Source organism: Cognaticolwellia mytili (assembly GCF_002104475.1).
In the GTDB taxonomy this organism is placed as follows: Bacteria; Pseudomonadota; Gammaproteobacteria; order Enterobacterales; family Alteromonadaceae; genus Cognaticolwellia; species Cognaticolwellia mytili.
Window position 1 is genome coordinate 851,438 of record NZ_NBOF01000002.1, and the last position, 20,421, is coordinate 871,858.

At 37.9% G+C, this 20,421-nt stretch carries 23 protein-coding genes; 5 read left to right on the forward strand and 18 right to left on the reverse strand.

All coding sequences use genetic code 11. The features are described from left to right. Positions 1 to 32: 32 nt before the first annotated feature. From mraZ to mdh, 8 genes are all read right to left on the reverse strand, one after another. The gene (gene mraZ / locus B7C41_RS08580; protein WP_085298371.1) at positions 33 to 491 is read right to left on the reverse strand and encodes a division/cell wall cluster transcriptional repressor MraZ; all 459 of its coding nucleotides are present in this window, start codon (positions 489 to 491) and stop codon (positions 33 to 35) included. 284 nt (positions 492 to 775) lie between these two features. Further along, positions 776 to 1,882: an ABC transporter ATP-binding protein gene (locus tag B7C41_RS08585; RefSeq protein WP_143764335.1), complete on the reverse strand. Its 1,107-nt coding sequence runs from the start codon at positions 1,880 to 1,882 to the stop codon at positions 776 to 778. After that, the gene (locus B7C41_RS08590; RefSeq protein WP_211279502.1) at positions 1,879 to 3,507 is read right to left on the reverse strand and encodes an ABC transporter permease; all 1,629 of its coding nucleotides are present in this window, start codon (positions 3,505 to 3,507) and stop codon (positions 1,879 to 1,881) included. The genes B7C41_RS08585 and B7C41_RS08590 overlap by 4 nt, the downstream gene beginning before the upstream one ends. Before the next feature lie 35 nt (positions 3,508 to 3,542). Then, positions 3,543 to 4,556 carry an extracellular solute-binding protein gene (locus tag B7C41_RS08595; RefSeq protein ID WP_085298372.1) on the reverse strand — a complete coding sequence of 338 codons (1,014 nt, stop codon included), beginning with the start codon at positions 4,554 to 4,556 and terminating at the stop codon, positions 3,543 to 3,545. A 166-nt stretch (positions 4,557 to 4,722) separates the two neighbouring features. Then, complete coding sequence (locus tag B7C41_RS08600; protein WP_085298373.1) at positions 4,723 to 5,205, reverse strand: YcxB family protein; 483 nt, start codon at positions 5,203 to 5,205, stop codon at positions 4,723 to 4,725. Positions 5,206 to 5,275: 70 nt separating this feature from the next. Continuing rightward, positions 5,276 to 6,184, reverse strand: a complete 909-nt coding sequence (locus B7C41_RS08605; RefSeq protein WP_235839654.1) for a collagenase — start codon at positions 6,182 to 6,184, stop codon at positions 5,276 to 5,278. Between the two features lie 181 nt (positions 6,185 to 6,365). Then, positions 6,366 to 6,950, reverse strand: coding sequence for a hypothetical protein (locus B7C41_RS08610; RefSeq protein WP_085298375.1), 585 nt, complete (start codon positions 6,948 to 6,950; stop codon positions 6,366 to 6,368). Positions 6,951 to 7,076: 126 nt separating this feature from the next. Continuing rightward, positions 7,077 to 8,012, reverse strand: a complete 936-nt coding sequence (mdh, locus tag B7C41_RS08615) for a malate dehydrogenase (RefSeq protein ID WP_085298376.1) — start codon at positions 8,010 to 8,012, stop codon at positions 7,077 to 7,079. Positions 8,013 to 8,240: 228 nt separating this feature from the next. Between mdh and argR the strand changes: the two genes are divergently transcribed. Then, positions 8,241 to 8,714 (forward strand): transcriptional regulator ArgR, encoded by a 474-nt coding sequence (gene argR / locus B7C41_RS08620; protein ID WP_085298377.1) that lies wholly within the window; start codon positions 8,241 to 8,243, stop codon positions 8,712 to 8,714. A gap of 70 nt (positions 8,715 to 8,784) precedes the next feature. On the opposite strand, the gene B7C41_RS08625 is transcribed toward argR, so the two are convergent. The 6 genes from B7C41_RS08625 to B7C41_RS08650 form a co-directional block, all read right to left on the reverse strand. Then, positions 8,785 to 9,708: a Dyp-type peroxidase gene (locus B7C41_RS08625; protein WP_085298378.1), complete on the reverse strand. Its 924-nt coding sequence runs from the start codon at positions 9,706 to 9,708 to the stop codon at positions 8,785 to 8,787. Between the two features lie 612 nt (positions 9,709 to 10,320). Next, positions 10,321 to 11,376 (reverse strand): methyl-accepting chemotaxis protein, encoded by a 1,056-nt coding sequence (locus B7C41_RS20595; protein WP_085298379.1) that lies wholly within the window; start codon positions 11,374 to 11,376, stop codon positions 10,321 to 10,323. A gap of 139 nt (positions 11,377 to 11,515) precedes the next feature. Continuing rightward, the gene (locus B7C41_RS08635) at positions 11,516 to 12,781 is read right to left on the reverse strand and encodes an ammonium transporter (RefSeq protein ID WP_085298380.1); all 1,266 of its coding nucleotides are present in this window, start codon (positions 12,779 to 12,781) and stop codon (positions 11,516 to 11,518) included. 10 nt (positions 12,782 to 12,791) lie between these two features. Then, positions 12,792 to 13,130 carry a P-II family nitrogen regulator gene (gene glnK, locus B7C41_RS08640; RefSeq protein WP_085298381.1) on the reverse strand — a complete coding sequence of 113 codons (339 nt, stop codon included), beginning with the start codon at positions 13,128 to 13,130 and terminating at the stop codon, positions 12,792 to 12,794. A 297-nt stretch (positions 13,131 to 13,427) separates the two neighbouring features. Next, positions 13,428 to 14,273 carry an HDOD domain-containing protein gene (locus B7C41_RS08645; RefSeq protein ID WP_085298382.1) on the reverse strand — a complete coding sequence of 282 codons (846 nt, stop codon included), beginning with the start codon at positions 14,271 to 14,273 and terminating at the stop codon, positions 13,428 to 13,430. 271 nt (positions 14,274 to 14,544) lie between these two features. Beyond that, entirely contained in the window at positions 14,545 to 15,345 is an 801-nt protein-coding gene (locus B7C41_RS08650; protein ID WP_407919556.1) for a DUF2797 domain-containing protein, read from the reverse strand. Positions 15,346 to 15,514: 169 nt separating this feature from the next. On the opposite strand from B7C41_RS08650, the gene B7C41_RS08655 reads away from it, so the two are divergent. After that, positions 15,515 to 15,787, forward strand: coding sequence for a GIY-YIG nuclease family protein (locus B7C41_RS08655; protein WP_085298384.1), 273 nt, complete (start codon positions 15,515 to 15,517; stop codon positions 15,785 to 15,787). Between the two features lie 131 nt (positions 15,788 to 15,918). After that, positions 15,919 to 16,629, forward strand: a complete 711-nt coding sequence (locus B7C41_RS08660) for a DUF3581 family protein (protein WP_085298385.1) — start codon at positions 15,919 to 15,921, stop codon at positions 16,627 to 16,629. A gap of 105 nt (positions 16,630 to 16,734) precedes the next feature. Here B7C41_RS08660 and B7C41_RS08665 read toward each other — a convergent pair whose 3' ends face one another. From B7C41_RS08665 to B7C41_RS08675, 3 genes are read right to left on the reverse strand one after another with little or no spacing between them, the layout of a single operon-like run. Next, positions 16,735 to 16,977, reverse strand: coding sequence for a PGPGW domain-containing protein (locus B7C41_RS08665; protein WP_085298386.1), 243 nt, complete (start codon positions 16,975 to 16,977; stop codon positions 16,735 to 16,737). Positions 16,978 to 17,011: 34 nt separating this feature from the next. Continuing rightward, positions 17,012 to 17,416 (reverse strand): hypothetical protein, encoded by a 405-nt coding sequence (locus B7C41_RS20145; RefSeq protein WP_158089102.1) that lies wholly within the window; start codon positions 17,414 to 17,416, stop codon positions 17,012 to 17,014. Further along, complete coding sequence (locus tag B7C41_RS08675; protein ID WP_085298388.1) at positions 17,352 to 17,615, reverse strand: hypothetical protein; 264 nt, start codon at positions 17,613 to 17,615, stop codon at positions 17,352 to 17,354. The genes B7C41_RS20145 and B7C41_RS08675 overlap by 65 nt, the downstream gene beginning before the upstream one ends. A gap of 138 nt (positions 17,616 to 17,753) precedes the next feature. Between B7C41_RS08675 and B7C41_RS08680 the strand changes: the two genes are divergently transcribed. Beyond that, positions 17,754 to 18,695: a DNA ligase gene (locus B7C41_RS08680; RefSeq protein ID WP_085298389.1), complete on the forward strand. Its 942-nt coding sequence runs from the start codon at positions 17,754 to 17,756 to the stop codon at positions 18,693 to 18,695. 17 nt (positions 18,696 to 18,712) lie between these two features. Next, on the forward strand, positions 18,713 to 19,327 hold the full coding sequence (locus tag B7C41_RS08685; RefSeq protein WP_085298390.1) for a LysE family translocator: 615 nt from the start codon (positions 18,713 to 18,715) through the stop codon (positions 19,325 to 19,327). A gap of 93 nt (positions 19,328 to 19,420) precedes the next feature. Here the strand turns inward: B7C41_RS08685 and B7C41_RS08690 are convergent, their stop codons facing one another. Next, entirely contained in the window at positions 19,421 to 20,314 is an 894-nt protein-coding gene (locus B7C41_RS08690; protein ID WP_085298391.1) for a class I SAM-dependent methyltransferase, read from the reverse strand. Positions 20,315 to 20,421 lie beyond the last annotated feature (107 nt).

Consider the following 20,421-nt stretch of genomic DNA (forward strand, 5'->3'; position numbering starts at 1 on the left):
AGTTGTTTTCATTAATGTCATTTACTGATTTATTACAAAGATAAATCCAGTAAGCGATCAGTCAGTTCAATTTCACCCGACTGAATTTTTGCAATACCTTGCTGCATTTGAGCTTGCCATGCGCTTTCGGTCCAAATTTCAAACTTTCTTAATTGCCCGACCAACATTAAACTTTTTTCAAGTCCCGCATGCTGGCGTAAAGGCCCGTTAATTAATAAACGGCCACTTTTATCGATTTCACAATCTGAAGCGTTACCCAAAAGTACTTGCTGTAATAGTCGTTCTTGTGAGTTCATACTCGAAAGGTTACAAAGTTTTAACTCTATTTCTTCCCATTCGGGTAGTGGATATAACAATAAACATGGATGCTGAATATCAACTGTACAGACCATTTTTCCTTGGCAATCGGCAAATAGCTCCTCGCGATACCGCGTAGGTATCGTAATTCGATTTTTACTATCTAGCGTTATTGCGCTTGCGCCTCTATACATAATTCGCTTTAGTGTTTTGAGATCACTCGTGATCCACTATTTCCCACATTTCACCACAATGATACAGTTTAGTGAGTAAAGTCAACTTATGTCAAGCAAAGTTTTTGTAATTTGATCGCGCGGAACGCCTATAAAATAAAGGCTTGGAGGGAAGTGGATGAAATAGTGGGCTTTTGTGGATCAGATGCCCAAGTTTGACAAAAAAATTAGTTTTTTTCGCCAAATTTGCCTCTTACCTGTCACAAATTAGCGACAGTAAGGTCAAATTTTGCATATTTGTGGAGCTAATCAGTTGGATACAAAAGAAACAGTTCGCCTTTCAACTCAATTGACAACTCTGAGCCAACACTAAACAACTGTTGGCTATAAAAACTCAGTTGTACAAATGATAATGCTGAAGATTGCTCAATACTATTGAGCAAGTAATGATAGCCCTGCTCGGTAACGCCAATATGTTCAATAATGACATTTGCGCTTTGCTCTGGGCATAAAGCAATATCATTCGGTTTTACTAACAATTGATAGTACTTATCATTTTCCGTCGTTTGATTAGTTACCAATTCACTGACATTACTAATAACATCTGCCGTTAATAAGCCAATATTGGACTTGAATTTTTGCTCATTTTCAATAGTAACCGTTTGCACCGGTAACCAACTTCCCAACTGCAAAAAGTCAGCCACTTGCCAACTATTTGGTTGTTGGCATACTAAAGCTGGAGGGCCAACCTGTAACACATGGCCTTGGTGCATTACGGCAATTTTATCAGCAAAGGTAAACACTTCATCTTTATTATGAGTAACAAAGATAGCGGTCATGTTTAAACGTTTTAACAGCTGCCTGATCTCAATCATCAACTCATTGCGCAATCTAGCATCAATATTTGAAAATGGCTCATCAAGTAATAATAAACTTGGCTGTGGTGCTAACGCACGCGCAATAGCAACACGTTGTTGTTGTCCGCCTGATAATTGATGCGGATAGCGATCAGTAAACTCACCAAGTTCAAGTAGCGCTAATAGTTCCTTGCAGCGTTGCTGCTGCTCAGATTTTTCTAATTTCTTAATACCAAAGCAAATATTTTCTGTCACTGATAAATGCGGAAACAAGGCGTAATCTTGGAAAATCATGCCTATATTGCGCTGTTCCGCTGGTAACATATTCTCTTGAGAAATAAGCAATGGCGAATTGTCTTCTCGCTGAATACATATTTCACCGTCTGATTGCTCAATAAAACCAGCCAAAGTATTAAGTAACGTAGTTTTACCACAGCCACTTGGGCCAACAAGCCCTAATATTTCGCCTTTATTCAATGACAGTTCAACGTCAGATAAAATTGATTTGTTTTGCAACTTAACCATTAAATTGTCAATTTTGATCAGTTCGTTCACTTGCTGTCCTTTTGGCGATTTAGAAAAATAATCGGTAATAAGCCAAACAGTACGATTAAAATTGCGCCTAACGCGCCTTGTTCTAAACGCTCATCTGAAATCAGTTGGTATATTTGCGTACTCAGGGTTTCAAAATTAAAAGGTCTTAGTAACAGTACTGCTGGTAATTCCTTCATCGCTTCAACAAAAACTAATAACCACGCTACCAATATTGACGATTTTAACAGAGGTAAATGCACCCGTAGTACGGTTGGCACTAATTTAACCCCTAAACTCCCTGGTGCTAAATCAAGTGATTTAGGGATTTGGCCAATTCCTGCTGAAATTGTACCATTTGCAATAGCAGAAAACCTGACGACATAAGCAAATATAATCGCAAAAACAGTACCGGATAAAATTAAGCCAGGCGCTTTAAATTCAAAAAATTTAGCTATGGCGTTAATCGCATGATCTAACGGTCCAAAAGTCGCTAACATTGCCATCGCTAATACGGTGCCTGGTATTGCATAGCCAAAACCCGATATTTGCAAAGGTAACATACGCCATTTACTATGGTGTAACCGATGGAATAACGCTAAAAGCAACGCTACTAAGGTAGCAATAGTAGCGCTATAAGTAGCTACTTTAATACTGTTGCCGCCCGTGTCGATTAAACTTAATAGTTGCTGATAGTCAGCATAATCAATTGCCATGACAAGCAATAAAAATACCGGTAATAAGAAACCTGCAATGACTAAGGTCCAACAAAAAATACTCGCCAGTACTTGCTGTCCCATTGAGAGTACCTTTAATTCTTGTTGTGTATTAGGTCGACTTGATTGATGACGTTGCCCTGCCCGTGCTTTTTGTTCTGCGACCACCACAAACAATACCAACAACATTAGCATGCTGGCTAAAGCGTTAGCTGCTGCAAAATCACCATAGCCCAACCAAGTATCATAAATAGCTGTAGTGAGTGTATTCACCGCAAAGTATTGCACAGTTGCAAAATCAGCCAGCGTTTCCATGATCACTAAGGTTAAAGATACAGCAATGGCAGGACGTGCTAGCGGCAGCGCTATTTGGTAAAAACTTTGCTTTTCTGTGCAGCCTAATAAACGACTAGCACGTAATAGGTTTCTATCTTGATTTTCAAACGCTGTACGAGTGAGCATATAAACATAAGGGAATAACACCAAGGCAATAACAACCGCTGCACCGCCTAAGGTTCTAATATCGAAAAAGTAATAATCACTAGGTGATTGCCAGCCAAACCACTCACGAAAAAAGCGTTGCACAGGACCAGCATAGTCAAATAAGTCAGTATAAAGATAGGCAACCAAATAAGCGGGCATTGCTAGCGGTAGCATCAATAACCATCGCAATTGTTTAGCCATAAAGATATTGGTTTGACTTATCAAAGCTGCAGCGGGAACACCGAAGCACAATGACAGCGCAGCAACAGATAGCCCAAGCCATAAGGTATTACTTAGGTATTGCGGTAATACCGTTGACCATAAATGGAGAAATAGATCGGTAGAGGCGTTTATACCAGCGAACACCATCACCAATACAGGCACCATAAGTGCTAATGCAAAAAACCAGCTGAAGAATCTCCAGCTGGTGCTTTTATTACCTGTTATCACAACAAATTAACTTCAAAAATACGCCAATTAATAAATTATAAATCAAATTTCGCTTTATCTAGCAATTCTAATGCGGCTTTACGCTGTTTAGCAATAGTTTCTAGCGACAAGTTATCTGCTTTAAACTTACCCCATGACGCCACTAAATCAGACGCTTTTACGCCCGGACGTACTGGATATTCCATATTAGTTTCAGCATACATTTTTTGTGCAGGCTCTGATACTAAGAAATTCATCAATGCTAAAGCATTAGCTTTATTCGGTGCATATTTTGCCATGCCCATTCCGGAGATATTAACATGGGCGCCACGATTACTTTGATTCGGGAAATTGATATGAACAGCATCAGCCCAAACTTTTTGTTTTTTGTCTTTTAACATATTGCCGAAGTAGTAGCTGTTACCCAACGAAACATCACACAGTTTTTGGTGAATAGCTTGTACCTGTGCGCGGTCGCTACCTTGTGGCTTACGAGCTAAATTGGCTTTTACTTGTTTTAACCAAGTTAAGGTATCCGCTTCGCCGTGTTCAGCAATCATAGACGCAACTAAAGCAACATTGTAAGGATGTTTACCACTGCGGGTACAAATTTTACCTTGCCATTTTTTGTCGGCTAAATCTTCATAGTTAAAATCAATTTTGCCCAAGCGTTTTGCTGAATAAATATTACGCACGCGTGTTGTTAATGCGTACCAAGTATCATCAGATGCTTTAAACTGTGCTGGAATTGCCGACGCCAATTCAGTTGATGTAGTTGCTTGCAGAAGGCCTTTATCATGCAACTCAATTAAACGACTAATATCGGTCGTTAATAAAATATCTGCAGGGCTGTATTCACCTTCGCGAGTTAATCGCTCAGCCATACCTTTTTTAGCAAATACAACATTCACTTTAATACCACTTTCTTTAGTAAACTCATCAAAAAGAGGTTTAACTAAGAATGGTTGACGATAAGAGTAAACATTAACTTCTTCACTTGCCGCCACACTTTGGCTTGTAACGAATAACGTTACCAAAACAAGGAACGAATACCAGATTTTATTTAACATGAAGTCCGCCTAAATAATTCAGAAAATGGAATGAATTTAACCAATATATTTGGCGCCAGACTAATGAAGATAGAACTTACTGTCAAGGTTTTTGAGAATTATTCTCATTTAACCTCGATTCAGAGCTATTTGAAGAAGAGCTGACATCAAATAATACCTGATGTGATCAAGCTTTATTCTTCAAGAATAACTGTACTTGCTCAGTCAAACAACGATTAGCGATGTAATGTCGCACTGATTTATGGCCAATTAGCCAACCCTTATCAGTAGCGGCAATGCTGTCAATATCGTCGTAGAGCATTTTATTGTCGCTGTAAAAAGAATAAGTGCGAATATACTCATCAGTTACTTCTAAGGTCACTTCCGCTTTAGCAACTTTGCTTAGCATTTGGCGCATAACCCACCAAGGCTTACGATAATAGGTACTCACCACTTCTAGTACGCCAAGCAAAAATATAAACCAAGCAGCGTAAGGATTAACTTCTGAAAACAGCACTAACCCTGCTCCAATGAGCAACATCACTATTGCTTTAAGATAAAGCGCAAAAAATGGCTGCGGTGTTACTGATTCTTCATAACACTCACTAAAGTGTGACTTATCTAGAACGAAGGTTGATTGGTAGTTGAACGGTTCTGAAATATTTTGCATAAGAATTAGTACGAAAAAATATTAAATCAATTAAGGTTATGAGTATTTTACCCATAACCTTTAATAAATACTATTGACTCTTCGCAGCCTTATTTAACGTGGCTAACCAGAGGCTAAATTCAGTATCTAAACTCGTATTCCAGCTTTTTAACAACGCTTGATAAGCTTGCCAATTACCATCTCGAACATGAACAAGCATTTCATCAATCAGATCTCGATGTTGCTCCATCATAAAGCGCACTGCTAAATACCCCCAGCGATAAACACGATCAGAGCCAGCATTGTCATTGCTACTCGTATTAAACAGCTCACTTAGCACAAAACTTTTTTCTTTTATCAACGCTATTGCCTTAGGATTATTCTCTCCCCAAGCTAAATATTCCCCTAAGCCTTCAGCCCACCATACAATATGTGGGTACGCCAAATTAGGGCTAGGACAAAACTCAGGCCCCGCATGATCATCATGCAAACCATTACAATAATCACCGTATTTATTGAAACGACCATCGAGATAGTGAATATGTTCGTGCTTTAAATTCCAAATTTTCCCTGCACGCTCATAGGCAACAAACTCAGCCTGGTTATTGATTTTATCGGGATAGCCTTCTAGGTACATGCCGCCATTATTTGTCGGCATATTAAAATGTGCTGTTGCGTATTTCACAAATTCATCACGGTTAGAATAAATATTTGCTCTCATTTTTTCGTTATTATCATCGGCAACCGGTTTTCCTCTGGTATTAAATACTTGATGAAACTTATTTTCTTGAACAATAAGCAATTTACACACAGCAGTTAATTGTTCTTTATTAAGTGATTGCGAACGAATAATAATTGTTTCATTACAATCAGTAGTTTGCGAAAGTACTTTATTAACAGAAAGCCGTTCGTTAGTTACTTCTTCAGCATTTACATGAGTAGCGCATAACATCGAAGCTGTTACTAATAAACATAGCTGATTTTCTTTTGTTATATTCAATTTATTGTTCTCAAGAGTTAATTGCATACAATATATTATACAAATCATAAAATGAAAAGTAACATTGAAATGGATAGGACAAAAGAAGATGCCTGCTGAATTTCGGTAAATAAATCGTTTATGGGTAAGGAATCAGTACAGAAGAAGGTATAAGTTTCTAGTGCATTAATGCGCTAATTTACTACTGTGGTTTGTTTTCGTTTTCATAACTATCCTCACGCTTATTTTGAGTATCAGGCGCGAATGAACTTTGAGAGTCGGGTGTTAATGATACTTCACTCTCTACATGAACCACTTTAGAGTTAGCTTGGCTACTAGATATGATACCCTCAAGGTAATGGTCAATTTTCTGCTTGGCTGTCGAAGTAAGATCGCCTTTTTGATGTTGGTCGTTTAATAATTCTTCTACTTTAAAAAATAAATGATCAATTTTGCTATCAACGCCACGACGGATTTTATCGTTAGTTTCAGCACCTAGATCATCAGCTTTTCCGATAGACTCCGCACTTGCATCATCATGCTTTTGTTTAGTTTTTGTTGGATCGTGACCAAATAAACTCAACCATTCATCTGTCTGATGCCCCATTTGCATCAAGCGTTGAAAATACCCTTCACCTGACCGATTACCTTTAATTAAATCAAGAATGGTACAGGTGATAGCTACAGGGCTAAGCAATAAATCTCTTACCGCATCCAAAGTTAGCTTAATTTGAAACACTAAGTTTTCACGAATCAGCGGCCATTTTCGTTTAGTTGAATTTGTCATTTACCTTCCTTTTCAATGTAAATTGAGCGCTAATTTAACCCCCTGACAACATATTAACCACTTCAACAAAATTTAGGCAATAAAAAACCGCGTCATACGCGGTTTTTTGTACTGTACTGAGACAAATTAGCCGTTGATAAAATCAACACCTTCTTTGATGTCAGCCTTGAGTGTTTCAAGCATGTCATTTTTAGCTTTTTCTTCAAATGCGCTTAAAGCACCATAAGATAAGATTTCTTCAACGCCATTTTTACCTAAACGTATTGGGTGGGCAAAAAAGTCTGCATCACCATTCTCAACATCAACGTATGCATAATCAACAACATCTTCGCCTTGTAAACCTTTTACTAAAGATAAGCAAAAGCGAGCTGCAGCTGCACCCATTGATAAAGTGGCACTACCGCCCCCTGCTTTAGCATTCACAACTTCAGTACCAGCATTTTGAATGCGTGGAGTTAATGCAGCAACTTCTTCATCGGAGAAAGTAACACCTTCAACTTGAGAAAGAAGTGGTAAAATCGTCGTACCTGAATGGCCACCGATTACTGGAATTTTAACTTCAGAAACATTCAAGCCTTTTAATTCAGCAATGAATGCTTCACTACGAATAACATCTAATGTTGTTACACCGAATACGCGATTTTTGTCGTAAGTACCCGCTTTTTTGAATACTTCAGCCACAATTGGCACAGTGCCGTTTACTGGGTTAGTAATAATGCCTACTAATGCTTTAGGACAGTTGGCAACAATGCCTTCTGCTAGAGTTTTAATAATTCCAGCATTAACAGCGAATAAATCCGCACGATCCATGCCCGGCTTACGTGGCATACCAGCAGGGATAATTACAATATCTGCACCTGAAAGAGCCGCAGCTAAATCATCAGCACCAAAACCAGCAACTTTTACTGCTGTAGGGATGTGTGACAAATCAACGGCAACACCTGGAACAACTGGCGCAACGTCATATAAAGATAACTCAGACCCTGCAGGTAATTGAGTTTTTAATAGTAAAGATAACGCTTGGCCGATACCACCAGCAGCGCCTAGCACAGCAACTTTCATTTGATGTCTCCGAAATTTGAGTAATTACGTAATATTTTGTTGGCCAAAAGATATAGCATAAGTGGCCAAAAAACAATGATTATTCATCTGTATTGGCTTATAAGGATAACGTATAATAAAAATTGTGAAATAATACTTAGGTATGATACTACTCAGTATCACCACAAATAGTTTTATAATGAGCAATCATAACAGCACAAATAATTGATCAATAACTAACGGATGATTATGAGCGGACAACAAAAGCAAGAAGCCTTAGTACAAGCCTTTAAAGACCTATTAAAGCAAGAACAATTCAGCTCGCAAGGCGATATTGCCGAAGCGTTAAAAACACAGGGTTTTGAAAACATTAGTCAGTCAAAAGTTTCTCGTATGCTGAGTAAGTTTGGCGCCGTGCGCACCCGTAACGCTCGCCAAGAAATGGTTTATTGTTTACCTGCAGAATTAGGCATGCCAACCGCTAAAAGTCCGCTTAAACAGCTGGTGTTAGATATTGAGCACAATGATGTCATGATCATTATTCGTACTAGTCCTGGTGCAGCTCAGTTAATTGCTCGTTTACTAGATAGCTTAAGCAAAAGTGATGGTGTACTAGGTACTATTGCTGGCGATGACACTATTTTCATTGCCCCGACAGATGTTACGCAAATAAAGTTAACAATAGCTAAGCTTGAAGACCTTTTTCTTAAAAATCTGAGTTGAGATATCTAAATTAAAAAACCTGAGCAAGCCCCAGGTTTTTTTATTATGAATGACTATTTAATTTGTTGAGCTATTTGCCAAGCTCTGCCAAGACATTCAAGCTAGGAACAAAAAAAGCGGCACCAGTTTCAGCCTGGGTATATTTAAGCATATGGTCACTATGGCCGTTTTCATCGCCAACAATCATACTCGCTAACATTAATTCAAATGGCTCTGGCGAATGGCAATAAGAAACAAAGAATAACCCCTGTAGCTTCATATCACCATACGGCATGCTTTGACGTAATATTTCAATACTTTTACCGTCACTATCTTTCAGATTGACACGCTTGATATGTGAAGTTGGCGCTTTATTTTCTTCTGAATATTCTTCATTGTTTACTTTAGTACGAGCAAATACATCTTCTTGGTCTTTGACCTCTAGAGAATTCCACAAGTTTAAATTATGGCGATAACGCTGAATATGAAGATAGCTGCCTGCGGAAAACTCTGCGTCTTGTTCTTCGTTTATTAACGCAATTTCACGACGGTGATACCCTTGTGGATTTTCCGTCCCATCAACAAAACCCGTTAAATCTCTACCATCTAAAAAGCGAAATGCACGGACTTGCTCAACTAATTCAACGCTATCTGCCAACAACTCACAGACTTTCGTCGCAACAATATGGTTTACATCTCCACGATCACTACGAATTTCAATGTAAATATCGTAATTACATATTGGCGCAATGCGATCATCTGAGGCCATCTCAGGAAACGGTCTTAGATGTTTAGGGCGACCTTTTGGATAGATTTCGTCCCAATAATTAGTCCCTATAGCAATAACACCAGCAAGATTAGCTTCAGAAAAACGATCAGCATATTTATCAAATAATGCAGGTAAGTGTGATAGCGCCTGACGAATAAATGAATTATTGTCATCTAAAGCGTTAAATAATAAATAGTACCCGTGAAGGCTTGGCTCTGCACAAACACCAAACTGCTCTCTAGCCATAAAGTTATCCACTTATAAACATTTTAATTAATGAGGTAATTTTACACAGTTTATTGACGATGACAGCATTTCTTTCTCTTTAGTTACTAATCAATGTTATTTCATATCAATTGGCAACTTTAAAAGCTTATTAATGAACCACCTAAATTCAAAGAGAAAAGTATCATACGCAGGTCAGGAGCATATATCGTATATCGCGGTATTTATTCTGAACATAATTTCTGGTTATTGATTTATCGCTATATTTACTTACAATATAAGTGGGAAGCCCATTCAACCAAATTTAGTGCCTCACAAAGTGCTTAACTTCATGACATTCTTTCAGAATATGCCAAGTAGTTGAGCTTTCGATCATGATAGCAAGTTCAGTAACATAATAAGTCAGACCTGATTACCCTAAAAATAAACATGTTTGCAATCAGCATCCATCCCACTAGACTTAGTTTCATAGTTTTTCAATTTCTAAAAATATTTTTCATCTACTTTAAAAACAAATATTGTCTTTCTATATTTGATTAGAAAAACTAAGTAATGCATCAACACCATTATATTGTACCAATTGTATGTCTGTTAGCGCGCCCCAAAACAGCAAGGAATTGAACCCGAAAAAAATTAAACGAATGGTTTTGCTAACGTGTTAAGTCGCTCACTTAACTCATTACCCACTTTAATGTTATTCGATGAGCCTTGAACAGCAGATTGTGCGCCGTCAATAATAATTCCCATGCTTTCTTTCATCGCTGATAACATCAATAGTTGCTCTTTAGTACATGCACTCACTTTAGAGCCTAAATCATTAAACTCCAATATTTTTATTGAAGCTAACTTTGCCAAATTGATTGCGCCTTCTTCGCCTTTGCTATTACTTTCTAATGTCGATGACATATCTTCCGCAAATTGTACCGAGCGTGTCGATAACTCAGACTCCGTAATAGAGAGCACTTTAATCAAGCTATTAATTTCACTAGCACTTTCACCTGCCTTTTGAGCTAACACTTTGACCTCGTCCGCTACAACAGCAAAACCACGCCCAGCTTCACCAGCTCTTGCAGCTTCTATTGCTGCATTTAAAGCGAGTAAGTTAGTTTGATCTGAAATAGCAGTAATGGTGGTAGCGATAGTATTTATTGAATTAAATTGCTGCTTAAATTCTCTGATCTTCTCTGATAGCTCAGTGGCCCAGCTAGAGGCTTGCGTCGCTTGCTCAACCAAATCATTGACTTGCGTTGTTAACTGCGAAAAATCACCATCAAAACTAGCCAGCCCTATCATAAGTTTATCGGTATAAACTTCAATGTTACCCGCAGCCAATGAAACCTCATTGGCATTTTCTTGAGTTTTTTCAGCAAATTCAACCCTGGCTTTAGAAGCCTTGTTAACTTTACTTGCGGTTGTCGATACTTGTGTGCCTAATTGTTGTAATTGCTTAAATTCCGTGAAATCAAAAACCTGATTAACTTGTTCAACAGCCAATTCTTTAGGTTGGCTGTTGCTAAGCCTACCAACTGAGTAGACAACAAATGGAACAACATAAGATAAACACAAAGGAATAAGCTTTAGTATTTGATCACCAAAAATAGCACTAAATTGATTGATTAGATTCAAAACACTACCGACAATCAATGCAACTAGTAGTGCTTTTGGTAAAATACTCAAAAGTTTAGACATATAACAACCTAAATTAACTTAACTTAACTTAACTTAACTTAACTTTATAAAAGTATACATCAACTTATTATCAAAAATCGTAATTTAATTTTCAGTAAATAATGATTTTAAGAGCACTATTTCTATATCAATCCCTTAACTATCCACGGGTAAACTCAGGATAAGCTTCCATACCACAATCTGATTTATCAACCCCTTCATACTCTTCTTCGGCGCTAACTCTAATGCCCATCACTTGCTTGAGAATAAACCAAACGACTAAGCTCGTTGAGAATACCCAGATGAAAATAGTTACCGCACCAATCAATTGCCCGGTAAAGGTTGATGCACTGTTAGTCACTGGGACCAATAACAGACCTAATAATCCGACTACACCATGCACAGAAAGAGCACCGACTGGATCATCAATTTTTAATTTATCTAAACTGATAATTGAAAACACAACAACAATACCTGCAATAGCACCAAACAAGGTTGCTTGCATAGGCGTAGGTGTTGATGGCTCTGCAGTAATTGCTACTAATCCAGCTAAAGCGCCGTTTAACGCCATGGTTAAATCCGCTTTTTTAAAGAGTAATTTAGCTAACACTAATGCGGCTACAGCGCCTGCTGCAGCTGCTGCATTAGTGTTGAGAAACACCATAGCGACTGAATGGGAACTGGCAATATCACCAAGCTTTAATACTGAGCCACCATTAAAGCCAAACCAACCCATCCATAAAATGAATGTACCTAACGTTGCCATTGGTAAGTTTGAACCTGGAATAGCATTAACTCGACCATCAGCGCCGTATTTTCCTCTACGAGCACCTAGTAGCAAAACCCCTGCTAGTGCAGCCGCAGCGCCAGCCATATGGACAATCCCTGAGCCAGCAAAGTCAGAAAAACCTAAATCAGCTAATATATAAAGACCAAACACCGAATTACCACCCCATGTCCAACTACCTTCCATCGGATAGATAACACCGGTCAGCACTACTGCGAAAGCTAAAAATGCCCATAACTTCATACGTTCAGCAACTGCGCCAGAAACAATCGACATTGCCGTGGCAACAAATACTACCTGGAAGAAAAAGTCAGACGCCGCTGAGTATATTGCCGCACCGGTAAAGCCATCTTCTCGCGCAGAAAAATCAGCTAATACTTTCGCTGGATCGACCGTTTCGATACCAGATAAAAACATGCCGCCACCATACATAATGTCGTAACCGACAAATAAGTACATCATGCAAGAAATGGCATAAAGCGCGACATTCTTAGTTAAAATTTCAGTGGTATTTTTAGCGCGTACCAAACCCGCTTCTAACATGGAAAATCCCGCTGCCATCCACATCACTAGAGCACCACAAATCAGGAAGTAAAAAGTATCCATGGCATACTGAAGTTGAAAAATATTTTGTTCCATTATCTTGCTCCTATATCGCTTCTACGTCTTGTTCGCCAGTACGAATACGTACTGCTTGCTCAAGGTCATAAACAAATATTTTGCCGTCACCAATCTTTCCGGTGTGGGCTGCTTGACTAATAGCGTCAACAAGTCGCTGAACAATGTCATCATTGACCGCTATTTCAAGCTTCACTTTTGGTAGAAAATCAACTTGATATTCCGCACCACGATATAGCTCGGTATGACCTTTTTGACGACCAAAGCCTTTCACTTCACTGACGGTTAATCCTTCGACACCAATTTCAGAAATGGCTTCTCTGACATCGTCTAGTTTAAAGGGCTTTATAATTGCACTAACTAATTTCATTTTATTATCCTTATTTTATCTTGAATATTAGTTATCAATCCTCGTGCCAAATAAAATTAGGCTTAAAAAACAATTAGATAATATAAATTAGAAATATAATGCCGCACTATTACAGTGCGTAAAAATCAGACTTTGTTAACTGTTGGTGCAGGTAAAAAAAAACCATTGATTTTAACACGCTTACCAAGAGAGTTTATCTTGGTAAGCGTGTTATCAGTATTTAGAAAATATATACAGGTACGAATAACGTTAAGTTACTCTGCATCTAGAAGAGGTATTTGAATCATCAATGGTTAGCTAATAAACCATTGACGCATTTGGATTTAGGATAGATAAAATAGTTAAACGCTCAAGTTCACAAAAATGACTTGCCCCTTGTAACATACTTTGATCAATAGGCAACTGCTGTAAGGCCTCTTCAGTTAATAGTAATTCAATGGGGTGATCACAACAGCTATAATTACACAGCATGATGCGTTTAGCGATATATAGCAGTTTACTTTCGTCATTGCTTTGTTGGAAATCATCATTGTCTTGATTACGAATAGGCTCAATAATAGTAAACGGCAATTGCCATTTTTTTAATAGTTCAGCTGAACATTCACCAAAAGTAAAACCCAATACTTCACCCTGTTTTAGCCACGGTAATTCATCTTTAGCAAATGAGTTGGCTGCAATAACTTTTTCCGTTGCTAACTGCTGAACAACTAACTCTCCCAAATTGTGTAATAAACCTAAAATAAATAGCCGCTCAGCATTTGGAATGCCCAGCTTTCCTCCGATATATTTAATGATCAGTGCACAATCAACACTTTTACACCAAAAGTCATCTAAATAGTCTGGCTCAGCGCAAATATTTTTAAAGGCTTTATTAGTGAAAAAAGCAATAACTAAATTATAAACTTCAGTGATACCTAAAACGAGAACTGCTTTGGAAACAGTGTCTATTTTACCTGGGTAGTTAAAAAATGAACTATTGGCCAATTTTAAGATAGTGCCAGCAAGCGCAGGATCCAACAAGATGACATCAGCAATATCATCAATGGTTGAGTTTTCATCATCGATTAATTCTTTGATGCGAATAAAAGAATCAGAAAGCACGAAACATTCACTGGCCTGTTCGCTATAATCATTTACATTCATCACTATATTCCCACCATAAGCTGATTTTTCGCTTCCTTATATGACATATCGTCGAGTCCTAACCTACTAATTATTATCTACGTACGATACCTTGAGCTTATTTCCTATCTTAGTGCTGAACCTGCACTTATAAGTAGCTTGGATATGTATAGTTATAATAACTAAACTTTCAGCACGAAGTTCAAAATACTACCTACTTACTTAACTCAGATGTTTTGTTTAACTATTCAATTAAAGTTTAGTCTATCGAACCTAATTATAAACGGAATAATTAAATTATCTGCAAACTAACATGATAAGAAGTAAACTTTCGAATATTAATCACACCTGTATCGAAAATTAAGTATTGTCCTTTAATGCCCATTAGCTGGCCAGACACTTCAGGAGTTTTGTCAAAATTGAATGACGAAATCTTTGTTAAATATTGCTCAACCGGAAAGTGTAAATTAACAACATCTTCATTTAATTCGATAATGGCATCTTCGCCGTATTTCAATGCTAAATCCGCTAGTTTCTCTGCAATTTTAGGTTTTAACTCTTGGGCTATCGCTTTTAGATCGACAGCGTCAGCACTCCCTTTTAGCATCGCACGCCAATTAGTTTTATCACCAATAAATTCAGCAAGCGCTATTTCAACCAGACCTGACTGTAAACGAGTGCTTACTTTAAATATGGGAAGTGCTTGGGTTGCACCTTGATCGATCCAACGTGTTGGTATCTGACTATGGCGAGTAATACCAACCTTTAACCCTGAGGTATTCGCTAGGTAGACATAATGCGGTATAAAACAATTGCTTTCCCCCCATTCTGGCTCACGGCAAGTTCCTTGCTCAAAATGACAGGTTTCAGGTTTCATAATACACATATCGCATTGTGCAAGTTTCTGCATACAAGGAAAGCAATACCCTTGAGAATAGCTTTTTTTGGTTTTCTTACCACAATGTTGACAATCGATGTGGCCACTATGATGTAAGGATATATGCTTGCCAATAAGTGAATTTAGTTCTACTTCTTGTTCACCTATCACCATACGATATTGCACACTGCCGTCAGCAGATAATTGTGCACGCATTTTTCGTAGCGCACCTATTTCTATTTGTTGCATAATTCGACTCACCATTACTTATGGCGCTCATAATATAAAAATCAAATACCATCAGCTAGTACTAATTCATTTTTATCTCGAATAGCAGCTGAAAAATTGCGATGATAGCAATGAAATTTTTTAAACTAAATAGACTATGTGGTACGTATACTTACTCAGATGTGCAGATAGTAGCCTATATGCAGGTATCACTACTTCACTTGAACGACGTTTAATTGAGCATAATAAGTGCAACAAAAAAGGTGCGAAATATACACGTGTTCGCCGTCCCGTTCATTTAGCTTACTCTGAGCGTCAGCCCAACAGACAAGAAGCAAGTCGCCGTGAATACCAACTGAAGAAGTTTACAAAAGCCAAGAAAGAGCAACTAGTAAATGCATATATTGAAAACAGTAAAAATAAAAAGTAACAGCTGTTCGCTTAAACCCCTTGATTTTACTGGTCTGCTTTGTTTATTTAATGATAATAAATTTCGATTTTGATATAGCATACTGATAGAATGGCGCCGATTTTAACCGCTATTAGTGAAGACGAACATCTATGTTTTTAGAGAATTATTGCAGTATTTCTGATGATAAAATTAGTTTCACACGCCAGCAGGCGAGTGATTTTGCTAAGCAAATTGCCGACGACTTTAACCCGCTACACGATATCAACGCAAAGCGCTTTTGTGTGCCAGGTGATCTACTGTTTTCATTGGTACTAGAACGTGCCGGTTTGCATCAGGAAATGAGCTTCACTTTTTCAGGAATGGTTACTGACGGTATTGCTTTGAACTTCCCAAGTGAAATTTCTTCATCAGCAAACATTGTCGATGATAAGCAAAAAGAATACTTGAATATGACGGTCTCAGGAGCTTGCACCAAAGACAGTAAAGCTATTGAAGCGCTAACTCGTGCTTATGTTGAGTTTTCAGGTCATACTTTTCCGCATATCCTTGTGGAGTTAATGAAAGAAAATAAGGTCATGATCAACCCAACACGCCCAATGATCATGTACGAAAGCATGTCTATTCATTTAGACAATCTCGAGTTCCAAGATATTGCCTTGCAGTTGTCTTCGACAACATTAGATATTGATGGCAAGCGCGGTAATGCCTGCTTATCCTTTGACCTAGTATCGCAAGGAAGTATTATTGGCCATGGTAAGAAGTTTATGTTGCTTAGTGGTTTACGTGATTACTGCCAAGATACAATAGACAATATTGTGGCTCAATATAACGATACGAAAGCTTTGTATTTTAAAAAGTAAATTCAATTAAGTTCACACTTATCAGCCTGGCATAACGAGTAATTATCCGTTATGCCAACCCTTTCGACGACTATTTATTATCGACTAAGTAGTAGCAACTAAGTACTATGAACGTAGTTTTCTACTTAACCAACGTAAACTTTCATCAGCTTTAACTGCTGCTTGCCGAAAATAGCGCTGACTTATTTTCAGCCAACGTTTAGCCCAATCATATTCCATACTTAATAATGCTAACCCTAGAGGAATAAAGATAACCGCAGGGCCAGGCAGTAAAATAAATACCGTACCAATTAACAAGCATAAAGCCCCTAGTATGGTTCGCGCAGTTCGTTTTATATTATCTTGCATGATCTACTCTTTTATTGCTGTTTTAATATTTATATTAATAGCAATTGTTATTCCAACTAAAATCTCCTTTATTTACAATGCAATAAGCTGTAAATGATTTAGTTATTTTGACGGTAATGGTCAATTTCACTATTATTAAGTGCTTTATCTTAAGTACTTTTTCAAATTCGCCTTGTTGTCGACGCTTGTCTTCAACGCAAGCAGCAAAAGTTTGTGTCGACTTCGGGCGCGCGAATTTTTTCTCGGGTTGATAATAGCTTAGCCAAGCTTGCAACTGATCTCCTTGGTATTTGGCTCGTACAACAATCGACCTATTACTAACAAAAAGAGCTACTTTCTTATTAGTTTCAATTTTTTTCTTACTAATATTAATTTTACTCAAATATTTTTTTAGCTTTTTTCTTTTTCTTGGATTTTTTCTTGAGCTTGCCATTTTCACAACGCCACCAGGTATCCCTAGCCTTATCTTCTCGTACGGATAAGCTGTTACTACGTTTAAGCGAGTTTGATTGCCGTTGTTGAGCTTGAATATTATCGAGTTTTTCACGATAAGTCTGACATTGTTTTTTACCAGCGAACGCCGAAAAAGAAAACATCACTAGTAAAGTAAGAGTGCTAAAGCCTATTATCCATTTCATCTGAGATCATCCATTGAATTCAGTGTGAATGAAAAAGTGTAGCCAATATTGAATAAATTTCGAATTTTATTCCATCATTAGAATTAAGTGAGAAACATTCTATACTTGAATTTTTGCTTAGCCTTATCGGGAACACGGATGTTTCAATTAACAGTAACTCAAAACATACTGCTAATAATTTTACTTTTATTAGCGCTGCCGAGCCCGTGTGGGCAGCAAACCTCAAATAGTTCTTTAACGATACTCAAAACAACAGCCAAAGCAGAGCATAAAACCAATACAATTGGCGATAAAAATCCTGTTCAAACAAAACCAAAACTACAGCTTGCTCGCAATTACCGAAAAGATATCAAAATAGCGCATTATTGGGTAAGCGAAAAATTAGATGGTGTTAGAGGCTATTGGAATGGTCAAAACCTATTTACCCGCAGCGGTAACACCTTATCACCTCCCCACTGGTTTACTAAAGATTGGCCTGATACCGTGATGGATGGTGAACTATGGAGTGCTAGAGGGGAGTTTGAGCAAATTAGCGCCTGCGTTAGAACGGCTACCTCGGATGGGAAATGCTGGAAAAAACTCAAATTAATGATCTTTGATTTACCACAGAAAACCGTAAATTTTACCGAGCGAATAACGTTGATGAAAAAACTTGTCATGATTACACACTCGCCATACTTGAAAATGATAGAGCAACAAAAACTAGACAATAATATAAGTTTATATAAATTCCTAAACAAGGTTGTAGACGGCAATGGCGAAGGCTTGATGTTGCACCTTGAATCAGCTCATTATCAAAGTGGTCGAAGCAAAAATATCTTAAAGCTGAAAATACACCAAGATGCTGAAGCGAAGGTGATTGCTCACATGCCAGGAAAAGGTAAATACAAAGGTTTGCTCGGTGCGATAAAAGTACGAACACCTGAAGGTATAGTTTTTAAAATAGGTAGCGGTTTTTCCGATAAAGAGCGTCAGCAACCACCAAAAATAGGCAGCCTAATAACCTATAAATACATTGGTAAAACACAACGAGGTGTGCCAAGATTTGCCAGCTTCTTACGCATTAAAAAACAACATTAATAAGGCTTATATAAGTTATGGAATTTCATTTGTGGTTATCACTAGTCGTGATTTGTATTTTAGGTGCTCTTTCTCCAGGACCTAGCTTAGCCTTAGTGATTAAAAACACCTTAAATGGTGGCGCTGCTCAAGGATATGCCACAGCAATTAGTCATGGTTTAGGCGTTGCTTTATACGCAGCGATTACTGCAACAGGTATCGGCCTGCTCATAGTCCAGTCTCCTATGCTATTTGATGCAATAAAATATAGCGGTGCAGCATTTCTTTTATATTTAGGTGTAAAAGCCTTGATGAGTAAAAAGCAAAATATAGAGTTTGCAAATCAAAGTGATGCTATAAACCCAAGTATTAATGGTTGGCGCGATGGTTTTCTTATCGCCTTTTTAAACCCGAAATTGGCGATATTTTTTTTAGCATTATTCAGCCAATTTGTTGATGCTGATGCTGGCTGGCAGCAAAAGGCCATTATGACCACAACGGTTGGTTTAATCGATATGATTTGGTATGTCGTTATCGCTTACGCAATGTCTCGTGGCCCTATTTTAGATAAATTAAAAGCCAACAGTCATATTGTCGATAAAGTCACTGGTAGCTTCTTAATATTGCTTGCTGCGCGTGTGGTGATGAATTAATACATTGGTAGCGCAAATAACATAACAAATTTAACGCAATATAGAGCAACTATATTGCGTTAAACTCATTCGGCCTTACCATAGGCAAACAATTTATACGGTAGGCTTATAAACAAAATACAAACATTTCAAACCTTTACCCTGCTCGGCTTCTTTATACACTTCAGGCGCATCAAGCTTGTATTGAAAAACACAATCTGGACATTCATTAGCGACTTCATTCAATAAGAATGCTTCATCTAAGTCAGGTGAATTTAAGCAAAGTAATACATCACCATTTTCAGACATTAAGTCAGGTAAGCGTCGAATAATTTTTTTATAATCTCTTTCAATATCGACACTGCCTTTTTGAAATGACGGTGGATCGGAAATCAATAGTTGATACGGCCCATGCTTTTTAAGCCGACCATAAGACTTAAAAATATCAACACCTTCAAACTTTACTAATGTTAAATCTTGCTTATTTAGGCGATGGTTTTCGCGCCCTTTAGTTAACGAGCTTTTGCTCATATCAATATTAACAACTTTGCTTGCACCACCGGCAATAGCGGCAACAGAAAATGCACAGGTATAAGAAAATAAGTTTAATACGCATCTTTTTTCGCTGCGCTGCTTCACCCATTCTCGGCCATTGCGCATATCTAAAAATAGACCAGAGTTTTGTGCCTTGCCTAGACTGATATGATATTTCAAACCATGTTCAAATGCGTGCAAATGGGTTATCTCTTCACCCCATAATAATTCACAAGGGGCAAATTTACGGCAACGATATTGCACCTGAATAGACTGACATTTATCACTAAGCTTCCGCAAGGCTTCAACTTGCTCAGCCAGCCATTGCGTTTCAACTTCTTGATACAAGGTGATTAGAATCACAGGCTCTAGCCAATCAACATTGACATGCGATAAATTAGGGTAGGCGTGACCTCGGCCATGGAATAGCCGTTGGCTTTGGGTGAAGTCGTGTGCTTTGATAAATTCAATCATAATACAAACTGTATAACAAAAATAAGGCCGGATAATAACAAATTATCCGGCCTTATGGGATTATTTAAAACTCTCCGTACATAGTCTGCCTTGTTGAGCTAGCTACA